This is a genomic window from Dysgonomonas sp. HDW5A, assembly GCF_011299555.1.
In the GTDB taxonomy this organism is placed as follows: Bacteria; Bacteroidota; Bacteroidia; order Bacteroidales; family Dysgonomonadaceae; genus Dysgonomonas_A.
On record NZ_CP049857.1, the window covers coordinates 3,896,072 to 3,920,204 of the forward strand.

The window sequence follows — 24,133 nt, forward strand, 5'->3', positions numbered from 1 at the left end:
AACGAAGAGACAATATTCGCAATAATAAGGCTTCAAGGTTAACCTCATAGCTTATCTTTTCAAAGATATCATTGGTGTATCTTTTCCTTGAAAATTTAATAACGATAGCTTCTAACCGAGAATCCATAATATAAAATACGAACTAATAGACTCCATTAAAACAATACACGAAAGCCTCTTTTATTTAAGACAGACATCTTCAATCAAACTTGATAATAAAACTTTTTCACTGCACTCTCCTTTTAAATAATTAATAGCATGGTATGCAATAGATTGTCCTTGTATAGATTTTAGTTTTCCTGCTCCCGATTTCACAAAATCAGTATCCCTTGCTTTCAATATCTCCAATGCTTTTATATATCCTTCTTTAGCATCCACATTAACGAATCGATTCATAGCCTTATTACCCATGTATTTATTGATAATAGTTATCATCTCTTCAACCATACTATCTGATGGCATTAAATTAATTGACATATTTGTTCTTTATTACTGTTTATAAGATGGCTTGTAAAAATAGCACATACATAGTTTAAAGTTAGTCTTATTAATCAGATTGTGGTATTTAATGACTCTTAAAATTCGAAAAAGAGAATCTATCAAAAGAAATAGGCTAGCAATTGAACTTTTATATGTAACCTTTTCACGATTTATGACAAATACAAACTGACAAAATTAGAATTACAATATTACTGTCTCTAATAAAAATAGTGAGAAACTATATATTATATTTGTATATTAATCTATCTTTTTTTTAATAACATAGACTTATCTATTAGATAATACAATCAATAATAATATAAATCTTTAATATTTAGCTGAAATGGAAAATCTAGAATTAAGAAACGAAACAGGTGTAGCACCGGTAATGAGTGTTAAGGATTGGGCAATATCTATTATAATTACAATGATACCTTTAGCGGGGCTCATTATGTTATGTATTTGGGCTTTTGGCAATAAGGAGATAAACGAAAATAAAAAAAATTGGGCAAAAGCTCTTGTATTTATCCAAATTGCAACAATAATTATTGTAGGTATAATTTATGCTATAATAATAGCTGCATTTTTAGCTGTATACCAAACTAGATAGTAGAATATAATATTAAGATATGAAGCCTAAATTAAGTATTAATCACCCAATCAGGTAGATATATAAATACTAATTTTATATCAAAAAAGCTTATCAAACATATCTATTTCTATATAGAAACAATTCATAAAACTTTATCTAAGAGTTATACGTTTACACTATGTGTTTTTCATAGTATTAGATTTAAGGTTAATAATGAAGAATGGTTGTCGGGATGACAATCATTTCTTTTTATATACTGCTTTTAAATAAAAGCCATCTAATAAATAGAGATGATACACTAAATATTTTAAATTCGAGATTGGGATTCATTAATAGTTTCCCATTATATTTATATATAGTACTTTAAATTAAGATTAAAAATACATGGAAAGAGTAAAAAAACCAGAATGGTTAAAAATTAAACTTGGCGGAGGCAAAGAATATTCTTATACTCAGAAATTAATTCATGACAATAGCCTAAATACGATATGTGTAAGTGGAAAATGTCCCAATTTAGGACATTGTTGGAGTATGAAGACTGCAACTTTCATGATACTAGGAGATATATGTACACGTTCTTGTAAATTTTGTGCCACTAAGTCAGGAAAACCATTACCATTAGATGAATCCGAGATTGCTAAAGTTGCAGATAGCATTCAGAAAATGGAACTGAGATATTGTGTGATAACATCTGTCGATAGAGATGATTTACCCGATCAAGGAGCCAATTATTGGGCAAGAGTAATAACTGAAGTAAAAAAGCAAAACCCAAATACTAAGCTTGAAGTATTAATACCTGACTTTGATGCTAAAACAGAATTACTAGATATAGTATTCGAAGCAAAACCTGATATATTGAGCCATAATATGGAAACGGTAAAACGATTAACCTCTAAGATTCGTAGCCGGGCACGTTATGACAGGAGTTTAGAAGTACAGAAATATGCAGCGAGTAAAGGCTTCTTCACCAAATCGGGAATTATGCTTGGATTAGGGGAAACTGAAGAAGAAGTTATCGAGTTAATGCATGATCTACGTGGAGTAGGATGTCAATTACTTACTATAGGCCAATATTTACAACCCACATTAAAACATATTCCGGTAAAAGAATACATTCACCCCGATCAGTTTGCAAAATACAAAACTTTAGGTCTCGAACTTGGTTTTAAATTTGTAGAAAGCGGCCCCCTTGTTAGATCATCCTATATGGCAGAAACTACGTTCAATCAAATTATTCAATAATACAATGAAATTTACAGATTGGGGAATTATTGATTATAAAAAAGCATGGGATAAGCAAAATGAAATTTTCACTCATCTAATTAGTGCTAAAAGCACAGCCGACTATTTGAGTAAAATAGATCAATTACAACAGATCATATTTTGTGAACATCCTCATGTCTATACATTAGGGCGTAATGGCAATGTAAGCAATATGCTTATTCAAGAAGACAGACTAAAATCATTAAATGCAACATATTATAAAACAGACAGAGGAGGTGATATTACCTATCATGGCTTCGGACAAATAGTCGTATATCCTATTATCGATTTAGATGCCTTACATATATCCTTAAGACAATATGTATGCAATTTAGAAGAAGCAGTAATAAGAACACTAATGCATTACAATTTAAAAACCGAACGTGCAGAAGGAGCAACAGGAGTCTGGTTTGATTATAATACTCCTTCTGCCAGAAAAATATGTGCAATTGGAGTAAGAGCCTCCCATTATGTAACCATGCACGGTCTTGCCTTTAACATTTCAACGGATTTATCCTATTACAATTACATTAATCCATGTGGATTTATAGACAAAGGTGTCACTTCTTTAGAAAAAGAATTAGGTAAATCGGTTAATATGGAAGAAGTCAAAGGTATTCTAAGATCAGAACTAGACAAATTGTTACAGTTCTAAATAGATTACCTTAAAATGATTAGATATTATTTATTCTATAATATAATTTAACAGGTTATTATATCTAATCTCAACATAAATAATTAAAGGTTAGCTAATACTTGAAAACTATTTTATGAGATAGTTGTTAAACTATATGTATTTAACTATATAAACTTTGATTATTTATGAAAAAGAAAGCTTTATTAGGATTACTATCCTTATGTTTAGTATTGGTAGCATCAACTTCTTGTAAAGAGAAAGCTAAAGTTGAAGATAAATCGACTGTAGCCGCTACCGAGGGAACCGTACAAATACCAGAAGCGGAAGTATTAACTAGTACTGTATTAACAGCCGCCGAACAGGCAGCTCTAAAACCTGCTGATGTATTTAATCTTCTTAAAGAAGGTAATAAAGAGTTTGTAGAAGATAATCTTACAGTACGTAATAACTCTCAACGTGTTAGAGATGCTGCAACAGCTCAATTTCCTATGGCTACTGTTCTATCTTGTTTAGATTCGCGTGTACCGGTTGAAGATATTTTCCACAGAGGTATCGGTGATCTTTTTGTTGCTCGTATTGCAGGTAATATCGTTAATGAAGATATACTTGGTAGTTTCGAATTTGCAACTAAAGTATCAGGAGCAAAAGTTATCGTTGTATTAGGTCACGAATATTGTGGAGCTGTTATGTCTGCAATCGATGACGTAAAACTTGGTAATATTACTGCTTTATTAGCGAAAATACAACCTGCTGTAGCTGCTGCTGGAAAAACATTCGAAGGTGAGAAAACTGCTGCAAACCCTGCATTCGTAGAAGCTGTTTGTGACCACAATGTTGAAATAGCTATGGAGCAACTTCGTACAAAAAGTCCTATTTTGAAAGAATTGGAAGACAAAGGCGAATTATTAATCGTTGGTGGTGTATATGATATGAAAACAGGAAAGGTAAATTTCTTTGAAAAGAAATAACAAAAAAAGACCTCCTTTTTGATACATCTAAAACTCAACACATTGCATGTTTTTTTATAATATTAAGGCTGTGAAAACAAACATAAACAACACATAATAAGCAAGTTGAAAGACTAAAGCATCACTTAACAATCATTACACTTAGAGTCATTTTATTTAAACCAAATTAACGGTAAAAATCTCTAAAACTAGTATATATTTGATGCGTGTTTAACAAGTATGTTTCACTTATTTAATAGTAAAAAAATTATGAAAAAAGTAGTTCTTTCATGCGTTATGATGATCGCTCTTATGGCATCTGTTAGTGTTATGGCTCAAGATTCAAAAAAAGCTGCTGCTCCTGTAAAAACGGAAACTAAAGCAACAACAGCTACTACTAAACCTGAGTCTAAAAAGGATTCGAAAAAGTGTGATACTAAGAAATCTGAAGCTAAAACAGAGAAGAAAAGCACTTCAAGCGTGAAGAAATAATTTTTACAGTATTTATAAAAGAAGATCGATACAGATTGTATCGATCTTCTTCTATTTTAATAATATACTCAAAATTAAAAAATGACATTTTGGCTTTAAACATGACAAAATGACTACACTCTTAAAATCAGTATCACTTTACACAACAACCACATAATCTACTGATTATATTACACATACAGCTCTAAAACATAGAAATTCAATCAAAATCGATATTACATAGAAACAAAATTGCACATTCTTTGCTTTTTTATATATGAAAACTATGTAGAACTTAAATTATAGGAGGATTTTGAAATGAATAACAGATTAATGAAATTCGACTCTAGAAAAAGTTTTTTACCATCAATTTTAAATGATGATTTTTTCACAAACTTTTTTGAAGGCAATAGCTTGCCCGCTGCTAATATTATAGAAAATAAAGATGAGTTTAGAGTAGAATTATCGGTACCCGGATTCAACAAAGATGAATTCAACATTGAAGTAGAAAAGAATGTCTTAATTATCTCAGCAAAGCAAGAAAGTAAAAAAGCAGAGAAAGACAAAGAAGAAAGACTTATTCGCGAAGAGTTCAGATCGTCTTCTTTTTCTAGAAGTTTTGTCTTGCCCGATAGCGTTGATATGGAAAAAATATCTGCTCAGTATAACGATGGAGTTTTAAAATTATCAATTCCAAAACTAAATAAATCTCCAGAAGATAAAATTAAAAGAATCGAAATTAAATAAAAGTAATTTCACTAAAAAAAGCCGACTCATAAGAGTTGGCTTTTTTAGTAAAATCAAAAATATAATTTAGTTCAATTGATCAATTGATGCCCAGTTCTATGCAATAGTTTGGCCAATTATCAAATAATGCTTTCATCGAAGGTAATACGATGTTAGCTCCAGCATCCCACAATACCTGCTCATCCAATGGACCTGTATTTATAGCAATCGTAAAAATTCCGGCAGCAACAGCAGATTCAACTCCCATGGGGGCATTCTCTACCACAATAGCCTGATTAGGACTCAACTTATTCCCTTTTTCCAATCCCATAAGATAAGGTTCTGGATGTGGCTTTCCATGCTTCACATCAAAAGCGGTAACCATTTTATCCCTTTGAAATATGTTGGGAAAATTTTCGTCTAATTTACCTAATAAAGAAGGTTGCCCCGACCCTGTAACCAGAATACATTCCAAACCTTTATTCTTTACAGCTTGAAGCATATCATAAGCATAACTTATTGTATCTCCATCATTATAAAGTGTAAACAACTCTGATTTTCTTTTATAGATACGCTGCTTCTCATCCTCTGTAGCCGCTCTTCCATGCATTCTTTCAATCAAAAGATTAATAGTATTTCCCCCCGTACGCCCTTCGTGTAGGTAGAACTCTTCAGGAGTTGCGTTAATTCCCTCTTCAGTCATTGTCTGATACCAAGACTTCGAGTGATACTTCATTGAATCATAAAGAACTCCATCCATATCGAAAAGGACAGCTTTAATATCAAAATCACTATAATTATGTTTCTCCAGATATTCTTGAAATTTACTAGTCATTTTTCTTTTTTTTACAAAGGTACAGCTTTTATACACGCAATACAATTTCCAGTATTTTGACATAAGCCTCTCTGCTTTCAGTACATTTTTTGTAACTTGCAGAACTTTTAGAGTAACATAAAAAATAATTACGAAATGAATATATCTGAACTAAAAAGTGATAACTTTTTCCTTCTTGCAGGTCCATGTGTCATTGAAGGAGAAGAAATGGCATTAAGCATTGCCGAAAAGATACTGAATATCACAACAAAATTAAATATACCTTATGTATTTAAGGGATCTTATCGCAAAGCAAATCGTTCGAGAGTTGATTCTTTTACCGGAATTGGAGACGAAAAAGCATTGAAAATATTAAGAAAAGTACGTGAAACATTTGGTGTACCTGTAGTTACCGATATACACGAAACACATGAAGCGGCAATAGCGGCAGAATATGTAGATGTACTGCAAATACCTGCTTTCTTATGTCGTCAAACTGATTTGCTGATTGCAGCTGCAGAAACAGGCAAAATGGTTAATATCAAAAAAGGGCAGTTTTTAGCTCCCGGTGCAATGAAATTTGCTGCTCAGAAAATTATTGATTCCGGTAATAATAATGTCACACTAACCGAGCGAGGTGTTTCGTATGGCTATGGGGATTTAGTAGTTGACTTCAGAGGAATTCCCGAAATGCAAGAATTTGGATTTCCGGTTGTTCTCGACGCAACACACTGCTTACAGAAACCGAATCAAGCTTCGGGAGTAACAGGTGGTCAACCTCAATTAATAGAGACCATGTGCAAAGCTGCTATTGCGGTCGGAGTTGATGGCCTATTTATAGAAACACACCCTAACACCGCAGAAGCTAAGTCAGATGGAGCGAATATGCTTCCTTTAGATCAATTGGAAGGGTTGCTTACTAAACTTGTAAGAATAAGAGAAGCAATCAGATAATGAAACATAATTATCAAATAATTCTAGCTTCTAATTCGCCCCGCAGAAAAGAATTGCTATCTGGTCTCGATTTAGAGTACGAGGTCATGGTTTTACCCAATATTGATGAATCATATCCTTTAGATATACCAAAAGAAGAGGTAGCCCTGTATATTGCTAAAAAGAAAGCCCAAGCCTATACAGACTTATTAACTGATAATAAATTAGTTATAACAGCTGATACAGTAGTCGTTATTGATGACAAAATATTAGGCAAACCTATAGACGAAGCTGATGCACAACAAATGCTTCGTGAATTATCAGGCAAAACTCATCAAGTAATAACCGGCGTTTGTCTTACAACAAGTAATAAACAAAAGTCTTTCAGTGTAATTTCTGATGTCAGATTCTCGAATCTCGATGATTCAGAAATTGAGTACTATGTATCTAAATATAAACCATTAGATAAAGCAGGAGCTTACGGAATACAAGAATGGATTGGATATATAGGAGTAGAATACATCAGCGGTTCTTACTTTAATGTAATGGGATTGCCTATACAAAAACTTTATCAAGAACTAAAAAAATTCTAAGCATACAATCATTTTTCACATATCATAAATGAAAACAGCAATAATTACTATTGGTGATGAAATTCTCATTGGTCAGATAGTTGATACCAACTCTGCATGGATGTCTAAAAAACTCACAGAAGCAGGTTATGAAGTAGAAGAAAAAATTTCTATTGGAGATAATGCTCAGCAAATTAAAGATACCATCAAAGATGCTTTTGAACGGGTAGATGTTATACTTACAACGGGCGGTATTGGTCCAACTAAAGATGATATAACAAAGAAAACTCTTTGTGAATACTTTGGAACTGAACTGGTCTTTGACGAATCTGTTCTTGCAAATATCAATCATGTAATCTCTAATTTTACGACTCTCAACCCTTTGACTCGAGATCAGGCCTATGTACCTAAGGATTGTACTGTAATCCAGAACAAAGTGGGTACTGCACCTATCACCTGGTTCGAAAAGGGAGAAAAAGTATTAGTCTCAATGCCGGGAGTTCCCTATGAGATGAAATACAATATGGAAAATGAAATTATCCCTCGTCTACAAACTAAATACAATGCTGAAGCCTATGTTTCGCAAGTATTGCTTGTCGGAGGATATACTGAATCAAATTTAGCCATACATTTAACAGACTTCGAAAATAACCTTCCTGAAGGATTCGGGTTAGCGTATCTCCCCTCCCCTCGTTTAATGAAATTAAGACTCTTTGTAAAAGGAGAACAACGTACCGGGGAACTAGAGAATGAAGTTCTGAAACTTAAAACTCTTTTAGGTGATGCTATACTTGCAGAAAAAGATATTCCTCTCGAAAAAATATTAGGCGAACGCTTATCAGAAAAAAATCTAACTCTCGGAACCGCAGAGAGCTGTACAGGTGGATATATAGCTCATCTGATTACCTCTATTCCGGGGTCTTCAACTTATTTTAAAGGAAGTATAGTTTCTTATTCAAATGAAATCAAATGCAACGTTTTAAATGTTTCCCAGTCTAACCTTATTGAATACGGAGCCGTAAGCGAATCCGTTGTCTTAGAGATGGCTAAAGGTGCTCAAAAGACTTTAAATGTCGATTGCTTAATTGCTGTTTCTGGAATAGCAGGACCAGATGGCGGTAGTGATGACAAACCCGTGGGAACTGTATGGATTGCTACGGCAATTAAAGATAAAATAGAAGCAAGAAGATATCAATTAGGAAAATACCGCGAAGCTAACATCATAGGAGCTTCTAACACAGGACTTTTACAATTATTACGAATGATAAAAGATTAAAACCTCTTTGATAAGAAAAATAATATTATACTTTTGTGCCTTACTAAAATTAACTAACATTTTTAATTTATTTATAATTTATGAAAGCAATCAGCAAAATTTTCGGACTAATGCTTACTATAGCAGTCGCTTTTAGTTCATGTAGCAGTGATGATGACGGTCCTAAGCCAACTGAAAAATCAGGAGAATTTACTTATACATATTTAATTCCGATTGAAGGCATAGCGAACTCACAACAGAAACCCGAGAAAGTAACACTTAAATTAGATCAACTTTTAGGAGATCATACTAAGAATTTTTTATCTGGAGAGTTTCAAAGAGGCAAATGCTCTATTGAGATAAACGGTTTAAGTGGAGTCTCATCAACCGCAACACTAAAAGATTTTACAATAACGATAGGAAACAGAGGATCTATTAATCTTGGCAATTGTAACCCTACTGGAAGCGGTGCAAATAGTTTCCAATCAGATTATGTACATAATTCAGACAAATACACAGATATAGCTAAATATGTTTTTGATGACATGGTAAGTAAACAACGCAGCTCAAATGTTGGAATATCTTTTACACCTACAGAAACAATTATAGCTAAAAACAATAACGTTTTTCTGAAAATTACAGTTACTGGATTAATGAAATATAATGTATACGAAAACCAATAACCCCAGGTTATAAGTATCTAGATATTAAAGAGAGAATTATATAATTCTCTCTTTTTTCACATAAATAAGAACTAAAAACCATTTTACATTGTTATATAAAGAAGATAAACAAATACTATTATGCATAAGATAATATTCACTGTACTGATGACACTTATTATAAATTCAACTATGGCACAACAAAAATCACTTTACGATTTTAAGGTAAAAGATATTGATGAACAAGAATTTGATATGTCTTCTTTAAAAGGAAAGAAAGTATTAGTTGTAAATGTGGCATCTAAATGTGGTTTAACTCCACAGTATGAGCTATTAGAAGAATTATATCAAAAATATAAGGATCAGAATTTTATCATTATTGGTTTCCCTTCTAATGATTTTAAAGGACAAGAACCAGGTACTAATAAAGAAATAAAGGAATTCTGTACTCTCAATTATGGGGTGACCTTTCCTATAATGGATAAAGTAACTGTTATTGGTGAAAACAAAGATCCAATTTACAAATGGCTAACTGAAAAATCCGAAAACTCTAAATTTGACGCTGAAGTTCAATGGAATTTCCAGAAATTTATGATTGACGAAAACGGTCAGCTTGTCGATTTTGTTCTACCAAAAGAAAGCCCGTTATCGGAAAAAATAATTACTTGGATTGAGAAAAAGTAACCTTAATAAATACAACACGATAAAATATAGCTTGAAAAGTTTCGATAATTTAACTTAAAATCGTAACATTGTAGTGTAGAATAGAATATTCTACTATGTATTAATGTAAACTTAATAGAAATTACAAATATGAAAAAGATTATTTTAGTAGCAGCAACAGCTTTGCTGTCTATATCAGGTTTTGCACAAGAAAAAGCAATTAAGAATTATGGTTTTTGGGATAATTGGTTTATCCAAGGCCAAGTCGGAGTTTCTCATACATTCAGTGAAAACTACCAAAGAACAGACCTTACTAACTTATTAAGTCCACATGTAGCTATATCTGCCGGTAAATACTTCTCTCCCGTTGCCGGAGCACGTTTACAGGTAGGAGGCTGGGAAGCCAAGAGTTTCCTTTTAAGCGACAGAAGAACCTATAAATACAATTATATCCAAACGAGTCTTGATGGTCTTTTAAATTTGACCAATCTCTTTACACCTTATCAAGGTGATAAAATGTTTAATCTATATGGTATTATGGGGGTTGGATATGTTCATAATTTTGGAGATTCGGAAGTGGGTGTAAGAACTCAAAACTCAATTATTCCACGTGTAGGACTTCAAGCTGATTTCCGTTTAAACGACGACCTAAGTATAAACTTAGAAACTGTAGGAAATCTTATGGCTGATCAATTTAACGGAGTTGTTGGTGGAAGAAAGAATGATGCCACATTAAACGTATTGGTAGGTCTTACATATCGTTTCAACAAAGGTGGTTTTGCTCTTGTAGATGTTGCTGATCCTGCACAAATTCAATCTTTGAATGATCAAATAAATGCTCAAAGATCTCAATTGAGAGATAAAGACAGAGATATCCAAAAATATCAAGCAGAAATTTCTCGCCTTGCAGCTCAGCCTACTGTTGTAGAAGAAGTTGTAGGTGAAACAGAAGTATTGATGAATGCAGTAGTAGTATTCCGCTTGGGAAGTGCTAAACTAGAGCAAAATCAAGATATAAACATCTATAATGCAGCTAAATATCTACAAGAAAATCCTAATGTAAAAATCACTGTTACAGGATATGCAGATAAAGCAACTGGTACACCTGCAATTAATCAAAGATTGTCAGAACAACGTGCACAAGCTGTAGCTGATATACTTATCAATAAATATGGTATTGCTTCAGACCGCATCAATGTACAAGCTAGTGGAGATAGAGAACAACCATTCCAAATTGATGCTTGGAACCGTGTAGTAATCTTTACTGCAAACAATTAATAATATCTATCCAGAATATAAAAAAGGAGTTGCTTTAAATAGCAACTCCTTTTTAGTTTAAACGATTTAAGAACTAATTAGATAAGGTCTCAAAAATAACACAGAGGATCGACTTTAAGACTTTCTTATTATATTACCCATAACACCTTCATAAGACGATTATTACTCTTGTTACCTTTTTTAGCCTGCTTAAAATATTCTGTGCTCATATAAAAAAGTCACTCTCAATAAAGAGAGCGACTTTTAATATTATCTAATGGTTATAAGCTTAGTCTGCTAATAAGATTTCCATCATTTGAACTGCAGCTTTAGCTACAGATGTTCCAGGTCCAAAAATAGCAGCTACACCAGCTTTATAAAGGAAATCATAATCTTGAGCAGGAATAACTCCACCTGCAATAACAATGATATCCTCACGACCTAATTTCTTAAGTTCTTCCATTACCTGAGGTATAAGAGTCTTATGACCTGCAGCAAGAGAAGATACTCCAAGAACGTTTACATCGTTTTCTACAGCTTGACGGGCAGCTTCTTCGGGAGTTTGGAACAATGGTCCCATATCTACGTCAAAACCACAGTCAGCATAACCGGTTGCAACAACTTTTGCTCCACGGTCGTGACCGTCTTGTCCCATTTTTGCAATCATGATACGAGGCTGACGACCTTCTTTCTTAGCAAATTTTTCTACTAGTTCACAAGCTTCTTGGAACGTTGGATCTTTTTTAGTTTCTGATGAATACACGCCTGATATAGTTCTAATTATAGCTTTATAACGACCTACGACTTCTTCACATGCATCCGAAATTTCACCCAATGTTGCACGAAGACGAGCCGCTTCTACTGCCAATTCTAACAAGTTACCTTTTTGAGTTTTCACACATTCGGTAATTGCAGCAAGAGCTTTTGCAACAGCAGCATTGTCACGTTTTGATTTCAATTCGTTCAAACGCTCAATTTGTTGACGGCGTACTTCTGTATTATCCACATCAAGAATATCAATAGGATCTTCTTTCTCCAGACGATATTTATTTACCCCAATAATAGTTTGTTGTTGTGAGTCAATTTTAGCCTGAGTACGTGCAGCAGCTTCTTCGATACGCATCTTTGGAAGACCTGTTTCGATAGCTTTAGCCATACCACCTAATTTTTCAACTTCTTGAATCAGATCCCATGCTTTGTGAACTAATTCATTCGTTAAAGTCTCAACATAATAAGAACCTCCCCATGGGTCGATTTCTTTACAAATTTGAGTTTCTTCTTGTATGTATATCTGAGTATTACGAGCAATACGGGCAGAGAAGTCTGTAGGCAACGCAATAGCCTCATCCAAAGCATTTGTGTGAAGAGATTGTGTGTGACCTAGTGCCGCAGCCATAGCCTCGATACAAGTACGACCAATATTATTAAATGGATCTTGCTCAGTTAACGACCAGCCTGAAGTTTGAGAGTGAGTACGAAGTGCCAAAGATTTTGGATTTTTAGCACCAAAGCTCTTAACAATCTTAGCCCACAATAAACGACCTGCACGCATCTTAGCAATTTCCATGAAGTGATTCATACCGATTGCCCAGAAGAATGATAAACGAGGTGCAAAAGCATCTACATCTATACCAGCGTTAATACCAGCACGAAGATATTCCATACCATCAGCCAATGTATAAGCTAATTCGATATCTGCGGTAGCACCTGCTTCTTGCATGTGATATCCAGAAATAGATATAGAGTTGAACTTAGGCATCTTTTGAGATGTATATTCAAAAATATCAGCGATAATCTTCATTGAGAATGCAGGTGGGTAAATATATGTATTACGCACCATGAATTCTTTCAAAATATCATTCTGAATAGTACCTGCCATTTCTTCCAGCTTAGCACCTTGCTCTAATCCTGCATTGATATAAAATGCCAAAATAGGAAGAACAGCTCCGTTCATAGTCATAGATACTGACATTTGATTCAATGGAATACCATCGAACAAAACTTTCATATCTTCAACTGAACAGATCGAAACCCCTGCTTTACCAACGTCACCAACTACGCGACCATGATCAGCATCATATCCACGGTGAGTAGCCAAGTCAAAAGCAACAGACAAACCTTTTTGCCCAGAAGCTAAGTTACGGCGATAGAAAGCATTTGATTCACTCGCTGTAGAGAAACCTGCATATTGACGGATAGTCCAGGGACGCATTGCGTACATACCCGAATATGGTCCGCGAACGAATGGAGGTAAACCTGAAGCATAATTCAAGTGTTCCATTCCTTCCAGGTCTTCTTTTGTATAAACCGGTTTTACAGGAATAAGCTCCGGAGTAATCCAGTCAGCTTCGGCATTCCTATTAGTTGCAGCCCATTCCGCAGCATCAGTTGCTGCAAAACCTGCATTCTTAATATCTATATTCTTAAAATTTGGTTTCATTATTTTCCTTCTTTAGCATTAATTGATTCCTAATACAGCGTTAAATTTCTTCAATGTTTCAAGAACATTGCTCTTAACGTTAACGAAGTTTTCAATGCCTATAGCTTTCAGGTCATCTGTACAAGCAGGAGCACCTGCCACTACAAATTGCTCTTTACCTTTCACTAAGTTATAAGCCTCAGGAGCCAGAGTAGCATATTCATCATCACTAGAACAAAGCACAATTATATCGGCTTTTTTCTCACGTGCAGCTTTTACACCCTCTTCTACTGTTTGGAATCCTAGGTTATCAATTATTTTATAACCTGCACAACCAAAGAAGTTACCAGAGAACTGAGAACGAGCCAAACGCATTGCAAGACTACCTATTGTAAGCATAAATACAACCGGAGTTTTTCCTGATTTCTCAGTAGCAAGACGAAGTTTTTCAAAATCGGTAGCTAAACGAGTGCTTGGAAGTGGTTGGAATTGAGCCTTAGCACTATCTGTAGAGCAACCACAGCCGCAACCATCTTTTGCAATCTTATTACCTGCAGTTTCTGTAATATTAGGATATTGATTAGTACCCAAAAGGATTTCACGACGAGTTGCCAATGATTTGAAGCGGTTATCAGAAGAAGCTTTAATTGCAGCTTGTACAACTCCAGCTTTAAGTGCTTCATAAAAACCTTTTTCATCTATTTCAAGGAACAATTTCCATGCCTGATCAGCTATAGCAGCCGTTAAGTTTTCAATATAATATGAACCTGCAGAAGGATCACTTATTTTATCGAAATGACATTCTTCTTTCAATAATAATTGTTGATTACGGGCAATTCTTTCTGAGAAATTATCCGAATCTTTAAATGATTCATCAAAAGGTAATACAGTTAAAGAATTTACTCCTGCAAGAGATGCTGACATTGCTTCTGTTTGAGAACGAAGCAAGTTTACGTGAGCATCATAAACAGTCATATTGTATGTAGAAGTTTCTGCGTGTGTATAGATTTTAGAAGCACAACGACAAATTCCATCTTCCGATTTGTTCGGACATTCATGATTACATGCAGGTTTGTATGCAGCTACAATCTCAGCCCACAACCAACGTGCAGCTCTGAATTTTGCTATTTCCATGAAGTAATTAGCACCAATACCAAAGTTAAATTTGATTTTCTTGGCAACTAATGCAGTATCTAATCCGGCTTCAACTAATTTGCTTAGAATTTCGTTTCCGTTGGCTAAAGCATATCCTAACTCTTGGTAGATATATGCTCCTGCATTATTAAGTTTGTTAGCATTTACGTTCAATACTCTAAAACGTGGAAGTGCAGCAGCAGCTGTAACTATTTCAGCAGCTTGTTTTACCCATTCAGCATTATCAACACCTTTTTTCAATATAGTTTTGAATGGATCATAGTTTACAGAACCGAAACATTTCAATAAATCTACATCTTTCGATTTAAGATAGTCAGCCAAAATCTTTACTAGCTCTAAAGATTTTCTGTGGCAGGTTGAAAAGTTCAACTCAACAGCTTCTGGACAAATATCATTCAATAGAGTTTTGATGTTTTCAGCATTCACATCATCGCCCTTGATAATAAATCCAAGAGAAGTAATACCTTTATTTAAAACCTCCAATGCTTTTGCATTAGCTGCTTTGAAATCAACAACAGTGATGTCCTGACGAACATACCAGTCGTTATCTTTTTTTGTACCTCTTACATAAGGAAATTCTCCGGGTAAAGCATCTGCTGTTTTAAGCCCTTCAATGTTCTCGTTTCTGTAAAAAGGATTTACTTTAAAACCCTCGTCTGTTTTCCAAACAAGTTTTTTTTCGAAATCAGCGCCTTTCAGATCAGCAGTGATTTTTGCCATCCACTCTTCTGTAGATATGGCTGGAAAATCTGTAAAAAGCTTTTCTTTTAAATTTGCCATGGTTATAAATAATGTTTTAGTATATAGTTTTATTCTATTGACAATGAACAGTTTCCGATATACAAAATCTATTAATATATAGATAAATTCTTATGCTATCTGAAAGTGACTTACTTATATATCGAAAAAGACTCACAAAAGTAAAATATTTTGTTTGGTTTATAAAGTTTTTCAGGGATAATTTAAAACTATCAGCCTCTTTATAGCAGAATATTTAACATAATACCTATAATATAGACTTTCCTTTTACCAGGGTCGCCTAAACAAGTCTAAAAAACTTTAGTTATCTTTTTTCCACTGAAGAAAGAATAAAATATTCCTTTTGTTTATGCTTAGTTGAATACTCCTTGTATTTTTGTTGTAATTTCGATTACGCCAAACTTATTTTATCATTCAATTGAGAGATCCAAAATGAATTTACCTAAAGTTAGTATTATTATTCCGGTATACAATGCAGGATGTTATTTTGAAAAATGCTTGGATTCTCTGATTAACCAGACATTAAAAGAAATCGAAATCATTCTCGTTATTGATTGCCCAACAGATGGAAGTGATAAAATTGCAGAATTTTACTGTTCGATAGATAACCGCATTAAGCTGATTTACAACGAAGAGAACCTCCATACAGGACTGAGCAGAAATAGAGGTATGAATATAGCTCGCGGAAAATATATAGGATTTCACGACCACGACGACTACTGTGAACCCAATATGTATGAATTATTATATCAAAAAGCCGAGCAAGAAAAACTAGACGTTGTCAGGTGTAATTTTTCATGCATATATACAAACAAGACAGATTCTGAAAACAAAATAGAAAAATACAACTACCCAAGCACTCCCACTAATACATCTGATAAAGAATGGATATATGAGAATGTAAGCAATGGTAACATTTCATGTGTTATATGGAATCATATATACAATACTGATTTTTTAAGACACCATAATATAATATTCTTAGATTCAAGATCGATATGTTCCGAAGACAGTCTATTTTTTCTGGAAGTCTACCATAGCAATACACATAAAGTAGGAATCGTGCCTGAGTATTTATATTATCATATTTTTCACGCAACAAATACGGGTAAAATTTACGATTACAGGTCTATAAAAAACAGGATCTCTTTTTTCGAAGAGTTATATGTATTCTTAAGACAAAATGAGATTGGAGAAAACAAATGCTTGACATTTTTATCCGAACATGTCATTAAATCATTGTATACAGGATCCCGACAAGCTCTACTTCTATTTCCACTAAAAAGAGCTATCGCCGAAATACGATGCATCAAAAAAAGCCGATTGATCAAAAAGTGTATCAATTTTCTATATAAAAAAGAAAATTCATCTATTTTACTTCACTTAAAACCTACCATTATCGCTTTTTCTTTGATCCTTAAATTATCAACAAAGAAATAATATTCCACTAAAATTACGAATGAAATAATGAGTTTATTTCTGTTTGTAAATGACCCGAAAAAAAGTTATCTTTGAGTGCTTTTTTATTTTATTAAGATTTAGTTTACCAAGCTTCGTATATGTTTCCAGAAGATATTATTGACGAGAATGACCCTAATTTAATGGATGAACCATCTACTGATAATGAATCGGAAGATGTGAATAAGACATCATCATCCCGATCCGAATACAAAATTCCGGTTAAAGATGGAGAGAATCAGTTACACCTGTCGGGGATGTACCAGAACTGGTTTTTAGATTACGCCTCATATGTAATATTGGAACGTGCTGTTCCGCATATTGCCGATGGACTAAAACCTGTACAACGCCGTATTCTTCATTCGATGAAAAGAATGGATGACGGTCGTTACAATAAAGTAGCAAATGTCATTGGACATACCATGCAGTTTCACCCTCATGGAGATGCCTCTATTGGTGACGCTTTGGTTCAACTGGGACAAAAAGACTTGATGGTTGATTGTCAAGGTAACTGGGGTAATATTTTAACAGGTGATGGTGCTGCCGCCCCTCGTTATATAGAAGCCCGTTTATCTAAATTCGCTTTAGAAATTGCCTTTAATCAAAAAACGACCGAATGGAAACCATCTTATGATGGAAGAAATAAGGAGCCTATAACACTACCTGTTAAATTCCCGTTGTTATTGGCACAGGGAGTCGAAGGTATTGCTGTTGGTTTGGCATCCAAAATATTACCTCATAATTTTAATGACCTGTGTGATGCATCAATTGCTTGTTTGAAGGGTGAAGATTTTATTCTTTATCCTGATTTTCAAACAGGTGGATATGTAGATGTTAGTCGATACAATGACGGAGAAAGAGGAGGTGCTGTAAAGGTTAGAGCTAAAATCTCAAAACTTGATAATAAAACCCTAGTCATTACAGACATTCCTTACGGTAGAACTACGACCTCTGTAGTAGAATCGATTCTGAAGGCCAATGATAAAGGAAAAATCAAAATCCGTAAAGTCGATGATATAACAGCTCTGAATGTTGAAATACATATACATTTAGCAGCAGGTGTGTCATCAGATAAAACGATTGATGCCTTATACGCTTTTACCGATTGCGAAATAAGTATATCTCCCAACTGTTGTGTTATCTCAGGCAATAAGCCTCATTTCCTTACAGTAAGTTCTATTCTTAGGGATAATACAGATAATACACTCAACCTACTACGTTGGGAACTGGAGATTCATAAAGGAGAATTGGAGGAAACACTGCACTTCTCTTCTCTTGAGAAAATTTTCATTGAAGAACGTATCTATAAAGACAAAGGCTTTGAGGATTCGGTTAATATGGATGCTGCAATAGAGTATATTGACAATCGTCTAATCCCTTTCACTAAACTCTTTGTAAGGGAAGTTACTCGTGAAGATATTCTTAAATTGATGGAAATCAAAATGGGACGTATCCTCAAATTTAATTCGGACAAAGCCGATGAGCTTATTGCCAGATACAAATCAGAGATAGAAGAAATTGAGCATAATCTGGCAAATATTGTCGATTACACTATTGCTTGGTTTGCAATGCTTAAAGAGAAATACGGGAAAAATCATCCACGTATGACAGAGATTCGCAACTTTGACACCATTGAAGCATCTAAGGTTGTAGAAGCAAATGAAAAATTATACATCAATCGTGAAGAGGGTTTTATCGGAACCTCTCTTAAAAAAGATGAATTTATCTGCAATTGTTCTGATATTGATGATGTTATAATTTTCTTTAAAGATGGTAAATATAAAGTTGTAAAAGTTAGCGACAAAATGTTTGTCGGCAAGAATGTATTGTATGTTAATGTTTTTAAGAAAAATGATAAACGAACTATTTACAATGCAATATACAGACAAGGGAAAGTCGGTCCTCACTATATAAAACGTTTTGCTGTTACAGGAGTTACCCGTGACAAGGAATACGATGTTACATTAGGTGACGATGGTTCTCGCATTGTCTATTTTAGTGCAAACCCTAATGGTGAAGCCGAAACTGTAAGAGTATTATTGAAGCCAAAAGCACGACAAAAAGTACAGCTATTCGAAAAAGACTTTAGCCAGATAGCCATCAAAGGGCGACAATCAATGGGAAACCTGTTGACTAAGGCCGATGTACATAAGATCACCCTAAAACAAAAAGGAAAATCAACACTTGGAGGACGAAAAGTATGGTTCGACCCTGATGTTTTACGCCTAAACTATGACGAAAGGGGCAATTATTTGGGAGAATTCCAAAGTGATGATCAAATCCTAGTTGTAAAAGAGAACGGAGATTTTTACACAACAAACTTCGATTTAAGCAATCACTATGACAGTGGTATTCTTAAAATTGAGAAATTCGATGAAAACAAAGTCTGGACAGCCGTTTTATACGATGCAGATCAGGAGTATATGTATCTAAAACGATTCTCGCTTGAAGCCTCTGCCAAAACACAAAACTTCTTAGGAGATAACAATGCATCTAAATTGTATATTCTGACAGATATAGTTTACCCACGTATAGAAGTCATATTTGGTGGGAATGATAGCTACCGAGGGACTCTTACGATTGATGCCGAAGAATTTATCTCGGAAAAAAGCTTTAAGGCTAAAGGTAAACGAATTTCAACTTATGAGATTAGTAAAGTAAGAGAACTAGAACCTACCCGATTCCCTGAAAAACAAGAGACTGAAGAGGAAGGATCTTTTGCTGTTGAGATTGACGATGAAGATTCATCTGACACAGATGCGATTGATGAAATAACAGGACAAAAAAAGATTGATTTTGAATAAAAGAAGTACAGCAAAAAGTATTATACTATATTATTAAGTAAAACAAATATATAATGATATACATTAAGAATCATAACTATATATAAACATTACACTTACTAAAGTAATAAATAGTTTTCTGAACTTACAATAAGTAATTCTTATATTTACTATTTGCAAAAACAATAAACGAGTCTGAAACCTTAAAATTTCGCACTATGAGTATGTATCGAATCTTTTCAAGCCTCTGTTTGGCAGGTTGCTTATTTAGCGCAAATTCGTTATATGCACAAAGTGAAGACAGAATCACTTCTACAAATAGTGCAACTCTCATAGGAATTGGCGGTAGTAATTTATATGATACTTACTTGTCTCCTCTTAAATATACAGGGACTTCACTACATATATTTAACGAACGGATGCGTAAAACATCCTGGTTTAATAATAAATTCACAAGGCAGCAACTTATAGATCTCGAGATAACTAAAACTGATAATCCTGCCGGAAATGCAACTCAATATTCTGTATTATTGGGATACAGCCTTGGCGGACATTATAATCTTATAAAGACTGACAAGTTTAGATTCTCAGCAGGAGGTTTATGGAATATTTCCGGAGGCGTTCTATATAATCAACGTAATTCAAACAATCCGGCTTCTGCTCGTGCATATAGCAATATACAGTTGTCGGCAATCGCTTTTTACAATTGGAAACAGATTACTTTCCGAGGGCAAGTAGATACACCGGTAATGGGAATATTATTCTCCCCACACTATGGACAATCCTATTACGAAATCTCTTTAGGAAATAGTGTTGATGTTGTTAATTTTGCATCACTACACAATCAACGAGGTTTGCGAACTTATTTTACGGCAGATATTCCTATCTCGAAAATATCCTTGCGTGTAGGTTATTTAGGTGCATTTTATCAAACCAAGATACATAATTTGCAAACACACAATTATTCGAATAGCTTTGTTATAGGTTTAGTTTCGGAATCGATAAATTTAAGTGGTAATAAATTAAAGACAAACAAGATTATCAATAGTAGTTTTTATTAAGTTCTCGGAACTATTGATTATTTGGGCAAGCAAAACAGCAATAAATAGTGATGTCCTTAAAATTAATGATAGATTCAGCTTGCGTGGCAAGCTAATAAGGAAGAATTATAAATTATTAAAAATGAAGAACTTTAGTGATTACATTGCTGTTTATAAGGAAGAATTAAAAAAAGAAGGTATCCAAAAAGCCTACAAAGGATTGGTAAAATATGTAATGGCTTTAAAGTCACACTTCTCAAAGAAATTATCGGATCAATTTTTCTTTGGAAATACTTCTCCCGGCTACATGGATTTCACCTATTTTCCTTTTTTTAATGACTTTCTCCGGGACGAAAAATTAAGATTTGGGATTGTCTTGAATCATAAAAAAGTAAGATTCGAACTTTGGTTAATGGGACAAAATATAGAAACTCAAAAAAAGTATTGGAACTTATTAAAAACAAGCCAATGGAATAAAGATCAAACAATCATGCCTAAATATTCTGTTTTAGAAGTAGTATTGGTTGAAGATCCTAATTTTAATGAACTGAATAACTTGACTTCAAAAATTGAGAAAGAAGCAACTCTTCATACTCAAGAAATAATAGACTATATAAAACATTCTACTACATCTAAATGAACTTTCTCAAATTAAAAAATAATATTTCAGATTTCTATAATAAAACATCTGATTTTATAAGTGGTAATCAACGGCATCAGTTTGCTCTGTTCATCGTTATTCTATTTGTATTATCAATACTTATGATGGCTTGGTATTTTCCTAATGAAACAGTTACGGCAGGCGGTACCGATCTTATGTTTCATGCTAACAGATTCTACGCTATATTCGAATCTATAGAATTCGGGACATTTCCCTTTTATATAAATACCCATACTTTAAATGAATATGGATACGCCGCCAATCTATTTTATCCAGATTTCATGCTTATTCCTTTTGCTCTTTTTATCCCTTCAATAGGTCTAGCATCATCTTATAAGCTTATTATATTTACACATACTATTTTGTGTGGTATTTTTTCCTATTGGTGCATACGCAAAGTTACAAAAGACAATGTTATTGCTTTTCTCTTTTCCTTATTATACACGTTTGCAATATATAGAATTATCGATTTTTCATATAGAGGTGCATTAGGAGAATATATTTCATTCACCTTTCTGCCAATTGTCTTTTGGGGATTATATGAAATTATTTATGGCGACTACAAACATAAATGGTATATTATAACTATTGGATTTACGTGTTTAATATATACACACTTATTATCCGCTTTCTTAATATTCTTAATAGTCTGCATCGCTTTAATAATCTGCTACAAAGCTATTATTAAGACACCATCACGACTTATTTATCTGAGTATAGCAGGGGTAGCTTCTCTCCTCCTTTCTTCATTCTTCCTTTTTCCCATGTTTGAACAGTTAAGAGATAATTCTTTTTATTTTCAAACTCATCCGTTAGCTGACGAAATTGGTCCTCAATCTTACGCCGTACGTCGTATTTTATGGGGAATGTTTAGTGGTTTGACTGATCAAAAATTAAGAATAGAAACAATTGGTGTATTATTAATGATACCACTTTTGTTTCGTATTGCTATAAAAGGAAAGCATCCTTTTTTGAAGCTTGCAGACATATCAATGATATGTGGATTCTTGTTCATTTTTGCTGTATCAGACCAATTTCCATGGTACACATTTCCTTTTAATAAACTCGCAATCATTCAATTTCCCTTCAGGCTTTTACAACCTGCGAGCTTCTTATTAGCTTTTGCAGGAGCAGTATACATGACGATAGTAGGTAGACAAACAAATCGTGTTTTATTGCTAATATGCTTAATTATTGCAGGAGTGACACTTTCCTTAAAAACAACAGGAGGTGTTTATCAAGGTTATAATAGATATAAAATCAACAATACTGGTAATTATAATCTGGATGACTTAGAAATAGTAGGCGCTGAATATTTACCGAGTGTAATACCTTCTACAGAAACCGAAGATATAAGATATCGAATTCAGTTTATAGTAGACAGAGGGCAAGCTATAGATAAACAAGACACTACCAGCATAATATCCAATGTCAAGAGAAACCAAGCTAAATTGAAGTTTGATATCAAAACTCAGCAACAAGATAAAATAGTTCTCCCCCTAATCTATTATAAAGGGTATAAAGCAACTTTAGACGGTCAAAACATTAGTGTTGCACAAAGTAAAGAAGGATTAATCGAGATAACAGTTCCTGAATCCGGAAAAATAGAAGTATGGTTTAATGGAACATTTATCCAATGGTTTTCTTTAATTTTATCAGCTGTTTCATTACTCGCCCTATTGATATATCTTTATATAGACAGACCAAGCAAAAGAACAAGACTAACATCATAAATAGAATCAAAAATGAATGAATTAAAAATTGTTGCAACTATTACCGTAAAATCAGAATATGAGAAAGAAGTATTAACTGCACTTCACAACGTTGTAGATGCTACACGAAAAGAAGAAGGTAATATCTCATATGATTTACATAAAAACATAGTAAACCCTCTGGAATATACTATTCTTGAAGTATGGAAATCACAAGAAGCTATCGACTTACACAATGCAAGTATTCATTTTGATGAATTTAAGAAAGCAATCAATGGAAAAATTGATAGTTTGAAAGTCGACGTAATAAAACAGTTGTATTAATTATGTTTCGAGAAGTAAGACGACAAAACCGAGTATTAGAAGGAGAGCGAATTACAGAACTATTAATAAATTCGGAATATGGATTTCTTTCATTAGGAACTTCCGAAAACGGGTATGCCTATGGCATACCTATCAGTTATGCTTATGAAGAAGAAAGTAATTTGCTTTACTTCCACTGTGCTCGTGAAGGACAAAAGCTCGATGAAATAAGTAAAAATAATAAAGTATCTTTCTGTGTAGTGGGAAAAACAGATCCTATCGCTAACCAGTTTACGACTCTTTACGAAAGTGTCATTGCTTTTGGAGATGCTGTTACCAATCTATCTGATGACGAAAAGAGGAAGGCTCTCCGACTTTTAGTAAAGAAATACTCTGCCGGTTTTGAAGAAATTGCAGAACAATACATGGATAAATCGTGGAATCGCACATCAACATTCAAAATTGAAATCAAACATATAACAGCCAAAGCAAAATATTAATCCGAAAATACAATTAATCCTTTTGGTGAAACCACAATTGTATTATCTTTGTAATATCATCATTTTAATAG

Annotated in this window: 23 protein-coding genes; 19 read left to right on the forward strand and 4 right to left on the reverse strand. The window is 33.7% G+C overall.

Annotation, left to right across the window (positions count from 1 at the left end):
• Window positions 1–180: 180 nt before the first annotated feature.
• A complete protein-coding gene (locus G7050_RS16050; RefSeq protein WP_166117276.1) occupies window positions 181–477 on the reverse strand; it encodes a hypothetical protein in 297 nt (98 codons plus the stop codon).
• Between the two features lie 346 nt (window positions 478–823).
• Here G7050_RS16050 and G7050_RS16055 point away from each other — a divergent pair, with 346 nt between their 5' ends.
• The 6 genes from G7050_RS16055 (at window position 824) to G7050_RS16080 (ending at window position 5,137) form a co-directional block, all read left to right on the forward strand.
• Window positions 824–1,090 (forward strand): hypothetical protein, encoded by a 267-nt coding sequence (locus tag G7050_RS16055; protein WP_166117277.1) that lies wholly within the window; start codon window positions 824–826, stop codon window positions 1,088–1,090.
• Window positions 1,091–1,456: 366 nt separating this feature from the next.
• Complete coding sequence (gene lipA / locus G7050_RS16060; RefSeq protein ID WP_166117278.1) at window positions 1,457–2,314, forward strand: lipoyl synthase; 858 nt, start codon at window positions 1,457–1,459, stop codon at window positions 2,312–2,314.
• A gap of 4 nt (window positions 2,315–2,318) precedes the next feature.
• Window positions 2,319–2,990, forward strand: coding sequence for a lipoyl(octanoyl) transferase LipB (lipB, locus tag G7050_RS16065; RefSeq protein ID WP_166117279.1), 672 nt, complete (start codon window positions 2,319–2,321; stop codon window positions 2,988–2,990).
• 167 nt (window positions 2,991–3,157) lie between these two features.
• On the forward strand, window positions 3,158–3,940 hold the full coding sequence (locus G7050_RS16070; protein WP_166117280.1) for a carbonic anhydrase family protein: 783 nt from the start codon (window positions 3,158–3,160) through the stop codon (window positions 3,938–3,940).
• Between the two features lie 249 nt (window positions 3,941–4,189).
• On the forward strand, window positions 4,190–4,411 hold the full coding sequence (locus G7050_RS16075; protein WP_166117281.1) for a hypothetical protein: 222 nt from the start codon (window positions 4,190–4,192) through the stop codon (window positions 4,409–4,411).
• Between the two features lie 312 nt (window positions 4,412–4,723).
• Entirely contained in the window at window positions 4,724–5,137 is a 414-nt protein-coding gene (locus G7050_RS16080) for an Hsp20/alpha crystallin family protein (RefSeq protein ID WP_255499195.1), read from the forward strand.
• Window positions 5,138–5,216: 79 nt separating this feature from the next.
• Here G7050_RS16080 and G7050_RS16085 read toward each other — a convergent pair whose 3' ends face one another.
• The gene (locus G7050_RS16085) at window positions 5,217–5,951 is read right to left on the reverse strand and encodes an HAD family phosphatase (RefSeq protein WP_166117283.1); all 735 of its coding nucleotides are present in this window, start codon (window positions 5,949–5,951) and stop codon (window positions 5,217–5,219) included.
• 135 nt (window positions 5,952–6,086) lie between these two features.
• Between G7050_RS16085 and kdsA the strand changes: the two genes are divergently transcribed.
• The 6 genes from kdsA (at window position 6,087) to G7050_RS16115 (ending at window position 11,293) form a co-directional block, all read left to right on the forward strand.
• Window positions 6,087–6,884, forward strand: coding sequence for a 3-deoxy-8-phosphooctulonate synthase (gene kdsA / locus G7050_RS16090; RefSeq protein WP_166117284.1), 798 nt, complete (start codon window positions 6,087–6,089; stop codon window positions 6,882–6,884).
• The gene (locus G7050_RS16095) at window positions 6,884–7,456 is read left to right on the forward strand and encodes a Maf-like protein (RefSeq protein ID WP_166117285.1); all 573 of its coding nucleotides are present in this window, start codon (window positions 6,884–6,886) and stop codon (window positions 7,454–7,456) included. Before kdsA ends, G7050_RS16095 begins: the two co-directional genes overlap by 1 nt.
• Before the next feature lie 28 nt (window positions 7,457–7,484).
• Window positions 7,485–8,711 carry a CinA family nicotinamide mononucleotide deamidase-related protein gene (locus G7050_RS16100; protein ID WP_166117286.1) on the forward strand — a complete coding sequence of 409 codons (1,227 nt, stop codon included), beginning with the start codon at window positions 7,485–7,487 and terminating at the stop codon, window positions 8,709–8,711.
• Between the two features lie 80 nt (window positions 8,712–8,791).
• On the forward strand, window positions 8,792–9,373 hold the full coding sequence (locus G7050_RS16105; protein WP_166117287.1) for a hypothetical protein: 582 nt from the start codon (window positions 8,792–8,794) through the stop codon (window positions 9,371–9,373).
• Window positions 9,374–9,493: 120 nt separating this feature from the next.
• On the forward strand, window positions 9,494–10,036 hold the full coding sequence (locus G7050_RS16110; protein ID WP_166117288.1) for a glutathione peroxidase: 543 nt from the start codon (window positions 9,494–9,496) through the stop codon (window positions 10,034–10,036).
• A 129-nt stretch (window positions 10,037–10,165) separates the two neighbouring features.
• Window positions 10,166–11,293 (forward strand): OmpA family protein, encoded by a 1,128-nt coding sequence (locus tag G7050_RS16115; RefSeq protein WP_166117289.1) that lies wholly within the window; start codon window positions 10,166–10,168, stop codon window positions 11,291–11,293.
• Window positions 11,294–11,561: 268 nt separating this feature from the next.
• On the opposite strand, the gene scpA is transcribed toward G7050_RS16115, so the two are convergent.
• Together scpA and mutA are read right to left on the reverse strand one after the other, a co-directional pair.
• Window positions 11,562–13,712 (reverse strand): methylmalonyl-CoA mutase, encoded by a 2,151-nt coding sequence (gene scpA, locus G7050_RS16120; RefSeq protein WP_166117290.1) that lies wholly within the window; start codon window positions 13,710–13,712, stop codon window positions 11,562–11,564.
• 18 nt (window positions 13,713–13,730) lie between these two features.
• The gene (gene mutA / locus G7050_RS16125) at window positions 13,731–15,626 is read right to left on the reverse strand and encodes a methylmalonyl-CoA mutase small subunit (RefSeq protein WP_166117291.1); all 1,896 of its coding nucleotides are present in this window, start codon (window positions 15,624–15,626) and stop codon (window positions 13,731–13,733) included.
• A gap of 411 nt (window positions 15,627–16,037) precedes the next feature.
• On the opposite strand from mutA, the gene G7050_RS16130 reads away from it, so the two are divergent.
• From G7050_RS16130 to G7050_RS16160, 7 genes are all read left to right on the forward strand, one after another.
• Window positions 16,038–17,045 carry a glycosyltransferase gene (locus G7050_RS16130; protein ID WP_166117292.1) on the forward strand — a complete coding sequence of 336 codons (1,008 nt, stop codon included), beginning with the start codon at window positions 16,038–16,040 and terminating at the stop codon, window positions 17,043–17,045.
• Window positions 17,046–17,206: 161 nt separating this feature from the next.
• On the forward strand, window positions 17,207–19,867 hold the full coding sequence (locus G7050_RS16135) for a DNA gyrase/topoisomerase IV subunit A (RefSeq protein ID WP_255499323.1): 2,661 nt from the start codon (window positions 17,207–17,209) through the stop codon (window positions 19,865–19,867).
• 197 nt (window positions 19,868–20,064) lie between these two features.
• A complete protein-coding gene (locus tag G7050_RS16140) occupies window positions 20,065–20,907 on the forward strand; it encodes a DUF3316 domain-containing protein (RefSeq protein WP_166117294.1) in 843 nt (280 codons plus the stop codon).
• 121 nt (window positions 20,908–21,028) lie between these two features.
• Window positions 21,029–21,526, forward strand: coding sequence for a hypothetical protein (locus tag G7050_RS16145; protein ID WP_166117295.1), 498 nt, complete (start codon window positions 21,029–21,031; stop codon window positions 21,524–21,526).
• Window positions 21,523–23,280, forward strand: a complete 1,758-nt coding sequence (locus G7050_RS16150) for a hypothetical protein (protein WP_166117296.1) — start codon at window positions 21,523–21,525, stop codon at window positions 23,278–23,280. Before G7050_RS16145 ends, G7050_RS16150 begins: the two co-directional genes overlap by 4 nt.
• A gap of 12 nt (window positions 23,281–23,292) precedes the next feature.
• Window positions 23,293–23,583, forward strand: coding sequence for a putative quinol monooxygenase (locus G7050_RS16155; RefSeq protein ID WP_166117297.1), 291 nt, complete (start codon window positions 23,293–23,295; stop codon window positions 23,581–23,583).
• 2 nt (window positions 23,584–23,585) lie between these two features.
• Window positions 23,586–24,062, forward strand: a complete 477-nt coding sequence (locus G7050_RS16160; protein WP_166117298.1) for a pyridoxamine 5'-phosphate oxidase family protein — start codon at window positions 23,586–23,588, stop codon at window positions 24,060–24,062.
• Window positions 24,063–24,133: the final 71 nt, after the last annotated feature.

Excerpts from the sequence above, each read along its gene's own strand:
- G7050_RS16050 (WP_166117276.1), bottom strand. The coding sequence starts at position 477 with ATGTCAATTAATTTAATGCCATCAGATAGTATGGTTGAAGAGATGATA.
- G7050_RS16055 (WP_166117277.1), top strand. The coding sequence starts at position 824 with ATGGAAAATCTAGAATTAAGAAACGAAACAGGTGTAGCACCGGTAATG.
- lipA (WP_166117278.1), top strand. The coding sequence starts at position 1,457 with ATGGAAAGAGTAAAAAAACCAGAATGGTTAAAAATTAAACTTGGCGGA.
- lipB (WP_166117279.1), top strand. The coding sequence starts at position 2,319 with ATGAAATTTACAGATTGGGGAATTATTGATTATAAAAAAGCATGGGAT.
- G7050_RS16070 (WP_166117280.1), top strand. The coding sequence starts at position 3,158 with ATGAAAAAGAAAGCTTTATTAGGATTACTATCCTTATGTTTAGTATTG.
- G7050_RS16075 (WP_166117281.1), top strand. The coding sequence starts at position 4,190 with ATGAAAAAAGTAGTTCTTTCATGCGTTATGATGATCGCTCTTATGGCA.
- G7050_RS16080 (WP_255499195.1), top strand. The coding sequence starts at position 4,724 with ATGAAATTCGACTCTAGAAAAAGTTTTTTACCATCAATTTTAAATGAT.
- G7050_RS16085 (WP_166117283.1), bottom strand. The coding sequence starts at position 5,951 with ATGACTAGTAAATTTCAAGAATATCTGGAGAAACATAATTATAGTGAT.
- kdsA (WP_166117284.1), top strand. The coding sequence starts at position 6,087 with ATGAATATATCTGAACTAAAAAGTGATAACTTTTTCCTTCTTGCAGGT.
- G7050_RS16095 (WP_166117285.1), top strand. The coding sequence starts at position 6,884 with ATGAAACATAATTATCAAATAATTCTAGCTTCTAATTCGCCCCGCAGA.
- G7050_RS16100 (WP_166117286.1), top strand. The coding sequence starts at position 7,485 with ATGAAAACAGCAATAATTACTATTGGTGATGAAATTCTCATTGGTCAG.
- G7050_RS16105 (WP_166117287.1), top strand. The coding sequence starts at position 8,792 with ATGAAAGCAATCAGCAAAATTTTCGGACTAATGCTTACTATAGCAGTC.
- G7050_RS16110 (WP_166117288.1), top strand. The coding sequence starts at position 9,494 with ATGCATAAGATAATATTCACTGTACTGATGACACTTATTATAAATTCA.
- G7050_RS16115 (WP_166117289.1), top strand. The coding sequence starts at position 10,166 with ATGAAAAAGATTATTTTAGTAGCAGCAACAGCTTTGCTGTCTATATCA.
- scpA (WP_166117290.1), bottom strand. The coding sequence starts at position 13,712 with ATGAAACCAAATTTTAAGAATATAGATATTAAGAATGCAGGTTTTGCA.
- mutA (WP_166117291.1), bottom strand. The coding sequence starts at position 15,626 with ATGGCAAATTTAAAAGAAAAGCTTTTTACAGATTTTCCAGCCATATCT.
- G7050_RS16130 (WP_166117292.1), top strand. The coding sequence starts at position 16,038 with ATGAATTTACCTAAAGTTAGTATTATTATTCCGGTATACAATGCAGGA.
- G7050_RS16135 (WP_255499323.1), top strand. The coding sequence starts at position 17,207 with ATGGATGAACCATCTACTGATAATGAATCGGAAGATGTGAATAAGACA.
- G7050_RS16140 (WP_166117294.1), top strand. The coding sequence starts at position 20,065 with ATGAGTATGTATCGAATCTTTTCAAGCCTCTGTTTGGCAGGTTGCTTA.
- G7050_RS16145 (WP_166117295.1), top strand. The coding sequence starts at position 21,029 with ATGAAGAACTTTAGTGATTACATTGCTGTTTATAAGGAAGAATTAAAA.
- G7050_RS16150 (WP_166117296.1), top strand. The coding sequence starts at position 21,523 with ATGAACTTTCTCAAATTAAAAAATAATATTTCAGATTTCTATAATAAA.
- G7050_RS16155 (WP_166117297.1), top strand. The coding sequence starts at position 23,293 with ATGAATGAATTAAAAATTGTTGCAACTATTACCGTAAAATCAGAATAT.
- G7050_RS16160 (WP_166117298.1), top strand. The coding sequence starts at position 23,586 with ATGTTTCGAGAAGTAAGACGACAAAACCGAGTATTAGAAGGAGAGCGA.